Source organism: Burkholderia sp. BDU5 (genome assembly GCF_001522845.1).
Classification (GTDB): domain Bacteria; phylum Pseudomonadota; class Gammaproteobacteria; order Burkholderiales; family Burkholderiaceae; genus Burkholderia; species Burkholderia mayonis.
Genome location: NZ_LOWC01000007.1, coordinates 29,398 through 42,704, shown reverse-complemented (window position 1 = coordinate 42,704; position 13,307 = coordinate 29,398). Strand labels below are relative to the sequence as shown.

Sequence of the window (13,307 nt, the reverse complement as noted above, 5' to 3'; positions counted from 1 at the left end):
GCCGTGGAACTGCGATTGCCGGTTAAGGTCAGTGCTCGAAGCACGATCAAAAAAGTCCGGCTAAGATGGCCGGACGTGTCGAATAACCGATTTCAACGCGCCGCAACCGGCGGGATCGCGAGCCGCGCGCGGCGCGGCCCGTCCGGACGCGAAGCGGCGTTTGGGAGCGCGAAACATGCTGGCTGATACCTCGCACGAGATGCCCTGGCGCATCGAAGACATCGACCTGACGCGAATCGACCGTCAACGCGCCGCAGCGAACGAAGATCTGTTGCTGCTGCTGTGCGCAGCGTCGTTCATCGAGAGCGGCTCCGATCTTTACACGAGCAACCTGAGCCAATTCTTCGACGACGATCGCGAAGTGTCGGCGTGGCTCAACACCGAATGGGAACACGAGGAGTTGCAGCATGGCCGCGCGCTGAAGGCGTATATCGCGCACGTGTGGCCCGAGTTCGACTGGGATCTCGCATTCGCGAATTTCTTCGACGAGTATTCGAAGACCTGCTCGCTCGAAGCGTTCGAGAAGACGCGGGCGCTCGAGATGGTCGCGCGCTGCGTCGTCGAGACGGGCACGGCGACGCTTTATCGCGCGATCAACGAGTGCTCGGACGAGCCCGTGCTCAAGGAGATCACCGACAACATCCGCACCGACGAAGTCCGCCATTACAAGCACTTCTTCCGCTATTTCAAGAAATACAACGAGGTCGAGGGCAACGGCCGGCTCGCGGTGCTCGGCGCGCTGACGCGGCGCGTGCTCGAGATCAAGAACGAGGACTCCGAGATCGCGCTGCGGCACGTGTTCGCGATCCGCTATCCGGACCGCGCGGGCGATTCCGCGTATTGCCGCGAGCGCACCGCGCGCGTGAACGCGCTCGTGCGGCGCAACCTGTCCGCGGACATGTGCGTGAAGATGCTGCTCAAGCCGCTCGACTTGCCCGCGAAGATCCAGCCGGGCGTCCACTATCCGCTGACGAAGCTCACGCAGCACGTGTTCTTCCGGTAAGCGTCGGCGCCGCGTCGCGCGGTATGCTGCGGGTTTCGTTCGACACGACGCGCAGCAGGAGAACACCGTGACCGATCCGGACCGACGCACCCTCGAACGGACGATGTATGACGTGTGGCCGAGCGCTGCGCTCGCGCTGTTCGACGGCGACGATCTCGCGCACAAGGCGGGCTTCACCGCCGCGCTCGTCGTCGTCGAGCGCGACGTCGATCCGCCGCAGCCGCGCTCGACGCTGCTGAGCGCGGGCGAGCTCTACGCGCCCGATGCGCAGTCGCTGCGCTTCTCGCTATGGCCGCAGTCGCGTGCGGCGCGCGCGCTCGCCGCGCATCCCGACGCGACGCTCACGTTCGTCGCCGACGACGCGTTCCATCAGGCGCGTTTGCGCATCGATTCATCCGATTCGACCGGCGACGGGCTCGCGCGCTTCATCGCCACGCTCGTCGGCGGCGAAGCGCAGCGAGTCGGCTATGCGCGTCTGACGGCGGGCGTCACGTTCGAGCTTGCCGACGCCGATGCGCGCGCCGTGCTCGCGCGCTGGGCGCGGCAGATCGCGCAGCTCAAGCGCTGAAGGACGCGCAAGGGCGCGCTCGCTCAGAGAGAAGGGGGCGCCGCGCGCCGCTTCGATGAGCGGCGCAGCGGCGCGTGACGCTCAATGGCCGCGCTGACCGCTGCGCGACGAACGATTGCGATTCGCATGCGCGCCGCCGCCGTTCGCGTTGCCGTTGCCCGTCGGTCGTCCGCTGCCGCCGCGTGCTTGCTGCGGCTTCGCGGTTTTGGGCTGCACTGCCTTCGATGGCGCAGCCTTCGCTTTTGCGCCGCCGTCGCGACGCGCGGCGGGTTGGCCCGGCGCTTGCCCTTGATTCGCGGCCCGCGGCGCGCGATTGCCGCCGCCGTTGCGGCCGCCGTTGCTCGCGCCGCCGCCGTTTCCGCCGCTATTCCCGCCGCGCTGCGCGCGCCGTTGGATCGGCTCCGGCTTCGTGTTCGGGTCCGGCTCGAAGCCCGAAATCACTTCCTGCGAGATCTCGCGCTTGATGAGCCGCTCGATGTCGCGCAGCAATTGCTTCTCGTCGACGCACACGAGCGACACCGCCTCGCCGTTCGCGCCCGCGCGGCCCGTGCGGCCGATCCGGTGCACGTAGTCTTCGGGCACGTTCGGCAGATCGAAGTTGACGACGTGCGGCAATTGATCGATGTCGATCCCGCGTGCGGCGATGTCGGTCGCGACGAGCACCTGCAGCGTGCTGCTCTTGAACTCGGCGAGGGCGCGCGTGCGCGCCGACTGGCTCTTGTTGCCGTGGATCGCCATCGCGCTGATGCCGTCCTTCGTCAACTGCTCGGCGAGCCGGTTCGCACCGTGCTTCGTGCGCGTGAACACGAGCACCTGGAACCAGTTGTGCTCGCGGATCAGATGCGTGAGCAGCTCGCGCTTGCGGTCGCGGTCGACCGGGTGGATTTTCTGCGCGACCGTCTCGGCCGTCGTGTTGCGGCGTGCGACTTCGATCAGCGCGGGCGAGTCGAGCAGGCTGTCCGCGAGCGACTTGATCTCGTCGGAGAAGGTCGCCGAGAACAGGAGGTTCTGGCGTTTCTCCGGCAGCTTCGCGAGCACGCGCTTGATGTCGTGGATGAAGCCCATGTCGAGCATCCGGTCGGCTTCGTCGAGCACGAGGATGTCGAGGCTCGACACGTCGATCGTCTTTTGTTGCATGTGATCGAGCAGGCGCCCCGGCGTCGCGACGACGATGTCGACGCCGCGCTTCAGCGCATCGATCTGCGGATTGATGCTGACGCCGCCGAACATCACGGTCGAGCGCAGCTTCACGTACTTGCTGTATGCGCGCACGCTTTCCTCGACCTGCGCGGCGAGCTCGCGCGTCGGCGTGAGGATGAGGGCGCGCACCGCGCGCCGCGCGCCGCGGTTTTCCGCATAGAACGTGTGCAGGCGTTGCAGGATCGGCAGCGTGAAGCCTGCCGTCTTGCCGGTGCCCGTCTGCGCGCCGGCGAGAAGATCGCCGCCGCCCAGCACAGCGGGGATGGCCTGGACCTGGATCGGCGTGGGCTGCGTGTAGCCCAGCTCGGTGACGGCCCGCACGAGTGGTTCGGCGAGGCCGAGAGATGCGAAAGACATAGATACTCTTGATTTATTGGTAAGGCGACGTCCTCGCGCGGCCCGCGCGGGAAACGGACGTCACCGAAAAAGCAAAAGGGCGCGGCCGCGGTTTCCCGCAGCCGCGCCCCGTTCGCGTCAAGTGCCGATTAATCGAGCGGCGCGGAACGCAGGTCGCTCACCTGTTGCGGTGAGACGGGCGATCCGTTGTTGCCCCACGACATCCGGATGTACGTAACGACTGCCGCGACTTCCTGGTTCGACAGCGACTGTGCGAACGGCGGCATTCCATACGGACGCGGATTCTTGGACGTGCTCGGCGGATAGCCGCCGTTCAGCACCATGCGGATCGGGTTCACGGCCGATTCCATCATGATCGAGCGGTTCTGCGCGAGCGGCGGGTACGCAGTCGGCTTGCCTTCGCCATGCGCGCCGTGGCAGGTCGCGCAGTTGTCCGCGTAGATCTTCTTGCCCTGCTCGAGCAGCGCGCTGCCGAACTGCTGCGACGGCTCGTACTGCATGTTCTTTGGCGCTTCTGCCTTCTGCGGGATCGACTTCAGGTAAGTCGACATCGCGCGGGTGTCCTCATCCGTCATGTACTGCAGACTGTTGTGGACGACGTCCGCCATCGGGCCGAACACCGCGCCCTTCTTCGAGACGCCCGCTTGCAGCAGATCGGACAGTTCCTGGACGTGCCACTCGCCGAGGCCGAGTTCCTTGTCGTTCGTGAGCGACGGCGCGTACCAGTTCTGCAGCGGAATCAGGCCGCCCGCGAAGGCCGCCGAACTCACCGGGCCGCCCATCATGTTGATCGACGTGTGACACATGCTGCAGTGGCCGAGGCCTTCGACGAGATACGCGCCGCGGTTCCATTCGACCGACTTCGTCGGATCCGGCTTGTACTCGCCTTCCTTGAAGAACAGCGTGCGCCAGCCGATCAGCAGGTTGCGGTTGTTGAACGGGAAGCGCAGCTCGTGCGGACGGCTCGCCGTGTTGACCGGCGCGACCGAGCGCAGGTACGCGTAGATCGCGTCCGAATCCGCGCGCGTGACCTTCGTGTAGCTCGTGAACGGGAAGCCCGGGTAGAGCAGGCTGCCGTCCTTCGAGCGGCCGGTGTGCATCGCGCGGTAGAAGTCGTCCGACGTCCACTTGCCGATCCCGTATTGATCGTCCGGCGTGATGTTCGGCGTGTACATCGTGCCGAACGGCGTCGCCATCGGCAGGCCGCCCGCGAACGACTTGCCGCCGCGCACCGTGTGGCACGCGATACAGTCGCCGACGCGCGCGAGGTATTCGCCCTTCTTGATGAGCGCGGCCTGGTCGGCGGGCGTCGCGGCAACGGCGGCGTTGCCGTGCAGCGTGTCGTTGCCCGGCCACAGGACGGGCACGAGGGCCGCTGCCGCGACGATCGCGACAGCCGAGAGTGCAAACAGGGACTTGCGTTTCATTTAGTCTGTCTCCCTTGCCTTATTGCGGTTCGCTGCCGCAGGCGAGCGGAGTCTTCATCGAGCGGGCCGGGGCCGGCACGGGGTTGGCGGGCGCCGGTTGCGCGGCGAGCCACGCGGTCACGGCGGTCACGTCCTCGTCGGACAGTTTGCTCGCGACTTCGTGCATGCAGTCGGGCGCCTTCGCATGACGCGTGCCCGAACGCCACGCGCCGATCTGCGCGCTCAGATAATCGCTATGCAGGCCGACGAGACCCGGGATCGCGGGCTGCATGCCGGTCAGCGTGGTGCCGTGGCACGCGACGCACGCGGGCAGCTTGCGCGCCGGATCGCCGTGCAGCGCGAGCTGCTTGCCGCGCTCGACGACGGCGGCGGGCACGGTCGGCTTCGTCGGCGCCGGGTACGGCGGACGCTGCTCGGAGAAGTGCTGCGCGATCTCGTGCAGGTAGTCGTCGTTCAGGTACGTGAGCAGATAGTTCATCGGCGGGTACTTGCGGCGACCGTCGCGGAAGTTCACGAGCTGGTTGTACAGGTATTCGGCCGGCTTGCCTGCCAGACGCGGAAAATAGTCGTTGTCGGTGCCCTGCCCGTGCGTGCCGTGACAGGCCGTGCAGCCGCGCACGCGCTCAGCCATCGTGTCGGGCGCCTTCAGGGGCGCCTTCGCGGCAGCCGGCTCGGTGGGCTTGGTCTGCGCGTGCGCAGTGCTCAGAAGGCTCGCTGCGCTCATCAACACAACGGCGAGCAGCGGACGGAAAAGGCGTCTAGAAGACACACGGGACTCCATTGTTATTCGTCGGGGACCTGACCGGGCTCCGATCGGCTCGGCGTGACGGCAAGAACTAACGAGGGCAGACAGCCGGGCTGCTGCGACGCGGCATTCTATCATCGATGGGTAATGGCGGCTATTTGACGCGGAGGGCACGGTTCCAAGCCGTGGTCGGGTTGCGACAATTTGACGCGCGGATGATGGTTCAAACGTCGGACAAGCTGCGCAGCCGACGGCGAAGCCCGTACACTTCGGGGGCGCGGCGTCAGGGCGGTCCGCCGCGCCGCCCCGATTTCCTTACTTCCATGCGAGTCGATGAAGTCCTCTTTTTCCTGTTTGCCTGAAAACAACAGTCGATCCTTCCGTTTATCCGGCGTGCGTGGCGCAGGCGGTGCGCGATGAAGATCGACAGCCTCTGGTTCGGCCAGGCGGCGCTCGCCGCGCTCGGCGACGTCGCGTTCGCGGTCGCCGTCGGCTCCGCGCTGATCGGCGCGTGGCTCGCGAACGACGGCGCGAAGAGCGTCATCGCGCCGTCGCATCCCGCCTGGCGGCAATCGCTGCGCTCGCTTGCCGTCGCGGCGGCCGTGCTCGTCCTCGCCGACGTCGGCTGGCTCGTCTACGAGGCCGCGTCGATGAGCGGCGCGGGCCTGCGCGGCGCATTCGGCGCGATGCCGGCCGTGCTCGCGCAGACGCACGTCGGGCATGCGTGGAGCGTCGCGTGCGGCGGCGCGCTGCTGCTGCTCGCGGTTGCGCTCGCACGGCCGAGCGGCCCTGCCTCGGGCGCGCTTCTCGCGCTCGCGACGCTCGTCGTCGCGGCGGGCAAGGCGTCGCTCGGCCATGCTGCCGATTCGGGCGCGTTCTCGGCCGCGGTCGGTGTGCAGACGGTGCACGTCGCCGCGACGGCCGCGTGGGGCGGGCTCGTGATCGCGGGCGGGATGGCCGTGCTGCCGGCGCTCGGCTCGTCGATTGCGCGCGGCGCGATGATCCGCATCGCGCAGCGGCTATCGAGCGCGTCGATCGCCGCGCTCGCGTTCGTGGTCGTCACGGGCGCGCTCAACACGATCCGCGGCACGGGCGGCAATTTCGCGGCGCTCGACGGCAGCACGTGGGGACGCATATTGCTGCTGAAGCTCGCGCTCGTCACGCTCGCGCTGGTGCTTGCGGCGCTCAACCGCTTCTCGGCGCTGCCCCGGCTGCGCCGCACCGCGTCGACCGAGGACGCGCATACGTTCCGCAACGTGCTGCATCTCGAAGCGCTCGCGATGATCGGCGTGTTCGTCGCGGCGGCGGTGCTGTCGTTTACCGCGCCGATCGCGGCGGGCTGACGCGCGAGGGTTGCGCGCGGCGGCTGGCGGGCCCGGGTATGGACCGGGCGGGCCGTCGCGCGGGCGGCGGCCGATCGTTCGGGGCGGCAGGGCGCGCGGCGCGCGTGACGTCGTGATGCCGTCATGCGTGGCGTCATGCCGATGCTGGCCGAGCGTAGCGACGAACGGTGGCGTGCCGGCTGCGTCGCGGCCGCTCAGCCGGGATTGTCGGCGCGCACTCGCGCGCGTGCCGCCGCGCGGCGCTTCGGGCGGCCCGCCTGCAGGCGGCGCGCGTTGCGAATCGCACGTGCTTTTCTCCCGTTTTCTTCCGAGCCGATTGCTCGTTTCGCCCGCCGCGCCGGCGCGTTCCCGATATCGGGCGGCGGGTGCGCGGCCCGCCGCCCGCAAGGCTCACCACTCGGCGACGCTGCCGTCCGCGTGCCGCCACACCGGATTGCGCCAGCGGTGCCCGATCTTCGCCATCTCGCGCACCTTCTCCTCGTCGACGTCGATGCCGAGCCCCGGCCCCTGCGGGATCGAGACGAAGCCGTCCGCGTAGCGGAACACCTCCGGATTGCGCAGATAGTCGAGCAGGTCGCTGCCCTGGTTGTAGTGGATCCCGAGGCTCTGCTCCTGGATGAACGCGTTGTAGCTGACTGCGTCGAGCTGCAGGCACGCGGCGAGTGCGATCGGCCCGAGCGGGCAGTGCAGCGCGAGCGCGACGTCGTAGCTCTCCGCGAGCGTCGCGATCTTCCGGCATTCGGTGATCCCGCCCGCGTGCGACGCGTCCGGCTGCACGATGTCGACGTAGCCGCCTTCGAGCACGTGCTTGAAGTCCCAGCGCGAGTAGAGCCGCTCGCCGAGCGCGATCGGCGTGCTCGTCTGGTTCGCGATGTCGCGCAGCGCCTCGGCGTTCTCCGACAGCACCGGCTCTTCGATGAACATCAACCTGTACGGATCGAGCTCCTTTGCGAGCACCTTCGCCATCGGTTTGTGCACGCGGCCGTGGAAGTCGACGCCGATCCCGACGTGCGGCCCGACCGCTTCGCGCACCGCCGCGACGTTCGCGATCACCTTTTCGACCTTGTCGAACGTGTCGATGATCTGCAACTCCTCCGAGCCGTTCATCTTCACCGCCTGGAAGCCGCGCTCGACGACCGCGCGCGCGTTGTTCGCAACGTCGCTCGGACGGTCGCCGCCGATCCACGAATAGACCTTGATCCGGTCGCGCACCGGGCCGCCGAGGAGCGCGTGGACGGGCGCGCCGTGGTGCTTGCCCTTGATGTCCCAGAGCGCCTGGTCGATGCCCGCGATCGCGCTCATCGTGATCGGCCCGCCGCGATAGAAGCCCGCGCGGTACATCACTTGCCAGTGGTCTTCGATGCGAAGCGGGTCCTGGCCGACGAGGTAGTCGGCGAGTTCGTGCACGGCCGCTTCGACCGTGTGCGCGCGGCCCTCGACGATCGGCTCGCCCCAGCCGACGATGCCCGCGTCGGTCTCGATCTTCAGGAACAGCCATCGAGGCGGAACGACGAAGGTTTCGAGGCGGGTGATTTTCATTGCGGGTGTCTCCTGTCGTCTGCATGAATCATGCATGAATCGTACAGCGGCGCAGCGCGAAAGTAGTATCGATCGCGCCGTTGCGCACATAGTGAGCGCCGCTGCCGGGTTCGCGCCGTCCGCGGCGGCGGACGCGTGGCCGGATCGAGCCGCGCGTTCGGCACGGATGTCGGCGGGCGAGTCGGGTCGAAAGCGATTTCTTGCTTCGCTCGCTCGACATTCGAGGGACGCCGCCCGGCGGTTGCGGTCCGCCCGGCCGAGCGTTACCGTACGCCACCGGCCGGGCATGCGAACGCGGCGTCGCCGCGTCGCCGAGCCGGACATGATCGAAGGAGGCGACGATGCTCTACACCGGCAGCTGCCATTGCGGCAGAGTCAGGTTCGAGGTGGAAGGGGAGATCGACGGCGCCTGTGCGTGCAACTGCTCGATGTGCATGCGCAAGGGCTCGCTGCTGTGGTTCGTGCCGCGCGACGCGTTCCGCTTGAAAACGCCCGACGGCGACATCGCGACCTATCTGTTCAACAAGCACACGATCCGGCATCGGTTCTGTCCGACCTGCGGGATCCATCCGTTCGCGGAGGGCACGGATCCGAAGGGCAACGCGATGGCGGCCGTCAACATCCGCTGCCTGGACGGCATCGATCTCGACGCGGTGCCGGTCCGGCATTTCGACGGACGCGCGCTCTGAGCGCGCATGCCTGATTCGGGATCGCGCAGCGCGCGAGGTCTGCACGGCGCGCGCTTCGCGCCCGTTCCGACGCCGTCCGGCTCAGCGCGGCTGCTGCCGGACGATGCGCTTCAATACCCAGTGAATCGACGAACCGTCGGCGGGCGGATTCGACACTTCGTACTCGGCGATCTCGAACTGGTATTCGTAGTCCGGGCGGTAGTCGAAGCCTTCGGTGCCGCTGTACCGGAGCTGCCATGGCACGTTCGGGCTCGTGCGCACCTGCAGGCAGTCCATCGGCGCGACGCCGACGCAGCGCGCCGTCTGCGCGGCGACGTAGACGGTCTTCGTCGCGGCTTGCGGTGCGGCCGGCTGCGTGGCCGGCGCGTTCGCCGCGGTGCTCGTCTCGCAGCCGGAGAGGCCGGCCGTAACGGCGAACGCGACGGCCGCGAGGGCGTGGCGGATCTTACTGAACATGGGAATCCGCGTCGATGAAACCGCGATTGGACCGGGACTTGCCGGGCGGGTTCGCCGCGCGCGGGCGCGCCGTTTCGCGATTCCCGAACGGTCGCGTCGAAGTGTGACGTCGAAGCGCGACGGTCGCGCGGCCTCGGCCTCGGCCTCAACTTCGATTGCGCCGCCGCGCCGTAGCACCGCGGAACCGCGCCGAGATCCGGTCGAAGCGTGATCGAAGCCGACTCGCCGGCGCCCCGGGCGCGCGCCGATTCCCGCCGTGAAGCCGATGTGAGCGCAGCGCAGCGCGCTGACATCGTCGCGTCACGCATCTCGGCATAAGGTGTCGGCGCCGGCGTGCGCGGCCGAGCTTCGATGCCGGCTGCCGCGCCGCCGCGCCGCCGCGCGCGGCGAATGCCGGTCGCTTTCATTCCTTTCCCACGACTTTCCCACGATCGAACGAAATCATGTCGAACAAGCCAGCTCCTGACGTGCCGCCGACCGAGCAGCCTTCCGCCGTCTCTCGCCGCGGCTTCCTCAAGTTCGCCGGCGTGTCCGGACTCGCGACCGCCGCGAGCGGCCTCGCCGCCGCGCGGGCGGCGGCTGCCGTGCCGGACGGCACGCCCGAGCAGATTCATCTGACGTGGGGCGACGCGGACGCGAACGAGGTCGTCGTGTCGTGGGCGACGCTCGCGGCCGCGGCGAACCCGCGCGTGCGCTTCGCGGGCCCGAACGAAGCGTGGCGGACCGCGCACGGCGTGCAGCGCACGTACACCGACGGCCTGAACGGCGAAGTCGTGTTCACGTATCACGCGCGGCTGCGCGGACTCAAGCCGGGCTCCGTCTATCGCTACGAAGTCACGGCCGACAACGACAGCAACGCGGCGAAGCCGTTCGCCGCCCGCTTCGACGCGGCGCCGCGGGGCCGCGCGCCGTTTCGCTGGACGAGCTACGGCGACCTCGCGACGCCGAACACGGGCTGGGTGCTGTCGTCGCCGCAGAGCCGCTTCGCGGTGCAGGCGGTCGAGCGCTTCCAGCCGCTCTTTCATCTGCTGAACGGCGATCTCTGCTACGCGAACCTGAATCCCGCGCACCAGACCGACGTGTGGCGCGACTTCGGCAACAACAACCAGACGTCCGCTGCGAATCGGCCGTGGATGCCGTGCCCCGGCAATCACGAGATCGAATTTCACAACGGCCCGCAAGGGCTCGACTCGTATCTCGCGCGCTACACGCTGCCGGAGAACGGCACGCGCTTCCCCGGCCGCTGGTACAGCTTCCACGTCGGCGCGGTGCTGTTCGTGTCGCTCGACGCGGACGACGTCGTCTATCAGGACGCGGCCGCGTTCGTCGCGGGCCCGAATCCGCTCGTGCCGGCGGCGAGCACCGGCAGCGAGCCGATTCCCCCCGGCACGTCGTTCTACGTGCGCGGCTACAGCCGCGGCGAGCAGACACGCTGGCTCGAAGAGACGCTGCGCCGCGCGTCGCACGATCGCGACATCGACTGGATCGTCGTGCAGATGCACCAGGACGCGCTCAGCTCGTCGAAGACGGGCAACGGCTCGGACAAGGGCATCCGCGAAGCGTGGCTGCCGCTCTTCGACCGCTACGGCGTCGACCTCGTGCTGTGCGGCCACGACCACGACTACGAGCGGAGCTTCCCGGTGCGCGGCTGCAACCATCGCACGGGCGTCGACTCGGCGACGGGCGAGGTCGTCGATACGATGCAGCCGCGTCCCGTCGTCACGTCGGAGCCGACCGACGGCACGTTCGACACGTCGCACGGCACGATCCACATGATTCTCGGCGGCGGCGGCACGAGCGCGCCGCTCGACGTATACGGCGAGAATCCGGCGACGGGCCTGCCGCAGGCGCGCGTGTTCACGAAGCCGAACCGGCCGGTGCCGGGCACGGCGCCGAACACGTTCGTGCGGCACGGCGCGGATGCGGTCGAGGATGCGATCTGGTCCGCGCGGCGCGATACGGGCACGGGCTACGGGATCGCGGTGTTCGACTACGATCCGGGCGAGCACGGCGGCCATACGTCGATCACCGTGAACTACTATCACGCACCGGGCGCCGATCAGACGCCGACCGCCGAGTACGCGCTGTTCGAGACGATCGTGCTCAGCAAGGCGCGCCGCGCGTAAGCGGCGACGCGGGCGAAGCGAGCGGGGCGGCGGCGTGCGCCGTCTTGCATGCGGCGCCTGCATCGTGATCGAGCGCGCCCGCGCGCTCGATCGAGTCGGTCTTGCGCCGGATCGGCAGCGTGATCGTAAACGTCGTGCCGCGGCCGACGCGGCCCTCGACGTCGATGCGCCAGCCGTGGTGCTCGACGATGCCGTGCGAGATCGACAGCCCGAGCCCCGTGCCCCGGCCGATCGGCTTCGTCGTGAAGAACGGATCGAAGATCCTGCCGATCACGTCGTCGGGAATGCCGACGCCCGTGTCGGCGATCGAGATCGACACGGAGTCGGCATCGTGCGTCGTGTGAATCGTGATCGTGCCGCGCGCCTCGATCGATTGCGCGGCGTTGACGAGCAGGTTCACGAACACCTGGCTCAGTTGCGCGGCGTTGCATTCGACGAGCGGCAGGCCGCCGTATTCGCGCACGACCTCCGCCTTGTACTTCAGCGCGTTGTGGACGACGTTCAGCGTGCGCTCGAGCCACGCGTGCAGATCGGCGAACGCCCATTCCTCTCCGCTCGGCCGCGAGAAGTCGCGCAGGTCGCAGACGATGCGCCGCACGCGCATCGCGTCGTCGATCGATTCGTCGATGAGCGCCATGATGTCGCCGCGCACGTAGTCGAGGTCGACGTCGCGCGACACCGCGGCGAGCGGCGCGCGCGTCGGCGGCGAGCGTGCTCGTCAGCGCTTCCTGCACGGCGATCACGTCGAGCAGGCCCCGGACCCAGCTCTTCAGCGTATCGAGATTCGCGTTGACGAAGCCGATCGGATTGTTGATCTCGTGCGCGACGCCGGCGGCGAGCTGGCCGATCGACGCGCGCTTTTCCGACTGCAACAGCTGCACGTGCGTTTCCTCGAGCTGGTGAATCAGCCGGCGCTACTCGTCCTTCTCGTGTTCGAGGCGCGCCTGCGCGGCCTTGCGTTCGTCGATCTCCTGCTCCATCTTCCTGCGCGTGCGCTGCAGCACGTGTGTCGTGTTCGTATTGCCGCAGCGCGCCTTCGAGCTCGCTCGTGCGCTTCCTGACGCGCTCTTCGAGCGCGTCGGTCATTCCGCGCAGAAACGCGGTGCGCGCGCCGAAGCGCGACGCGACGAGCGTCGCGCTCAGGATCGTCGCCGTGAAGAGCGCGATCGTCGCGCTGAGCCACGCGCCGCTGATGCCGTTTCTCGCCATGCAGACCGCATTCGCGTAAAAATGCGCGGCTGCCATCCCGGTGTAATGCATGCCGGTGATCGCGATGCCCGTCCCGCCCGCCGCGGCGATCCGCTCCGCGATCACATGCGGCTGGTTTTCGTCGCACGGGCGGTGCGCGATCCAGAGCGCGGTCGTCGATGCGCCGATCGCTATCGCGATCGACGCGACGAAGAGCGTTCGGTCGTATTCGATCGCCGGACGCATTTGCAGCGCGTTCATGCCGGTATAGTGCATCGCGGCGATGCCGAGTCCCATCAGCACGCCGCTCACCGCGAGGCGCTCGCGCGTGAGCGCGCCGCGCGTCACCGCGTTCAGCGCGAAGTACGAGACGACCATCGCGATCGCAAGCGACAGGAACGTGAGCCGGAACTCGCAGCCGAGCAGAATCGGCAGCGAGAACGCGAGCATGCCGACGAAGTGCATCGCACAGATGCCCGTGCTCATCGCGGCCGCGCCGCCCGCGAGCCATGCGAGCCGCATCCGCGGCTTGTCGAGGGGCGAGATGAGCGCGCTCGGATCGAGCGCCGTGTAGGACGCGAGCGACAGCAAGACGAGCGGGAAGTCGAAGGTTCCGTGCATGGGCGTCGGCTCGTCGCGTCGCGCGCGACGGTGAGGGCGGCGCGC

Annotated in this window: 9 protein-coding genes and 2 pseudogenes; 5 read left to right on the top strand and 6 right to left on the bottom strand. The window is 68.4% G+C overall.

Features of this window, described 5'->3' with window-relative positions:
* The first annotated feature begins 175 nt into the window (after window positions 1–175).
* Window positions 176–1,003 (top strand): ferritin-like domain-containing protein, encoded by an 828-nt coding sequence (locus WS69_RS01565; protein ID WP_059469082.1) that lies wholly within the window; start codon window positions 176–178, stop codon window positions 1,001–1,003.
* Between the two features lie 67 nt (window positions 1,004–1,070).
* Entirely contained in the window at window positions 1,071–1,571 is a 501-nt protein-coding gene (locus WS69_RS01560; RefSeq protein ID WP_059469081.1) for a hypothetical protein, read from the top strand.
* Between the two features lie 81 nt (window positions 1,572–1,652).
* On the opposite strand, the gene WS69_RS01555 is transcribed toward WS69_RS01560, so the two are convergent.
* From WS69_RS01555 to WS69_RS01545, 3 genes are all read right to left on the bottom strand, one after another.
* Window positions 1,653–3,128 carry a DEAD/DEAH box helicase gene (locus WS69_RS01555; protein WP_059469080.1) on the bottom strand — a complete coding sequence of 492 codons (1,476 nt, stop codon included), beginning with the start codon at window positions 3,126–3,128 and terminating at the stop codon, window positions 1,653–1,655.
* Window positions 3,129–3,256: 128 nt separating this feature from the next.
* Entirely contained in the window at window positions 3,257–4,555 is a 1,299-nt protein-coding gene (locus WS69_RS01550) for a c-type cytochrome (RefSeq protein WP_059469079.1), read from the bottom strand.
* Window positions 4,556–4,574: 19 nt separating this feature from the next.
* Window positions 4,575–5,336, bottom strand: a complete 762-nt coding sequence (locus tag WS69_RS01545) for a c-type cytochrome (RefSeq protein ID WP_059469078.1) — start codon at window positions 5,334–5,336, stop codon at window positions 4,575–4,577.
* A gap of 380 nt (window positions 5,337–5,716) precedes the next feature.
* Between WS69_RS01545 and WS69_RS01540 the strand changes: the two genes are divergently transcribed.
* Window positions 5,717–6,643, top strand: a complete 927-nt coding sequence (locus WS69_RS01540) for a CopD family protein (protein ID WP_059469077.1) — start codon at window positions 5,717–5,719, stop codon at window positions 6,641–6,643.
* 390 nt (window positions 6,644–7,033) lie between these two features.
* On the opposite strand, the gene dgoD is transcribed toward WS69_RS01540, so the two are convergent.
* Window positions 7,034–8,182 carry a galactonate dehydratase gene (gene dgoD, locus WS69_RS01535; protein WP_059469076.1) on the bottom strand — a complete coding sequence of 383 codons (1,149 nt, stop codon included), beginning with the start codon at window positions 8,180–8,182 and terminating at the stop codon, window positions 7,034–7,036.
* 341 nt (window positions 8,183–8,523) lie between these two features.
* Between dgoD and WS69_RS01530 the strand changes: the two genes are divergently transcribed.
* The gene (locus WS69_RS01530; RefSeq protein ID WP_059469075.1) at window positions 8,524–8,871 is read left to right on the top strand and encodes a GFA family protein; all 348 of its coding nucleotides are present in this window, start codon (window positions 8,524–8,526) and stop codon (window positions 8,869–8,871) included.
* An 84-nt stretch (window positions 8,872–8,955) separates the two neighbouring features.
* On the opposite strand, the pseudogene WS69_RS01525 reads toward WS69_RS01530, so the two are convergent.
* Window positions 8,956–9,327: pseudogene (locus WS69_RS01525) on the bottom strand (DUF4377 domain-containing protein); the annotation flags it as partial.
* 443 nt (window positions 9,328–9,770) lie between these two features.
* Here WS69_RS01525 and WS69_RS01520 point away from each other — a divergent pair.
* On the top strand, window positions 9,771–11,453 hold the full coding sequence (locus WS69_RS01520; protein ID WP_059469073.1) for a purple acid phosphatase family protein: 1,683 nt from the start codon (window positions 9,771–9,773) through the stop codon (window positions 11,451–11,453).
* Here the strand turns inward: WS69_RS01520 and WS69_RS01515 are convergent.
* A pseudogene (locus tag WS69_RS01515) lies at window positions 11,431–13,262 on the bottom strand (histidine kinase). The gene WS69_RS01520 and the pseudogene WS69_RS01515 sit on opposite strands and share 23 nt — an antisense overlap.
* Window positions 13,263–13,307: the final 45 nt, after the last annotated feature.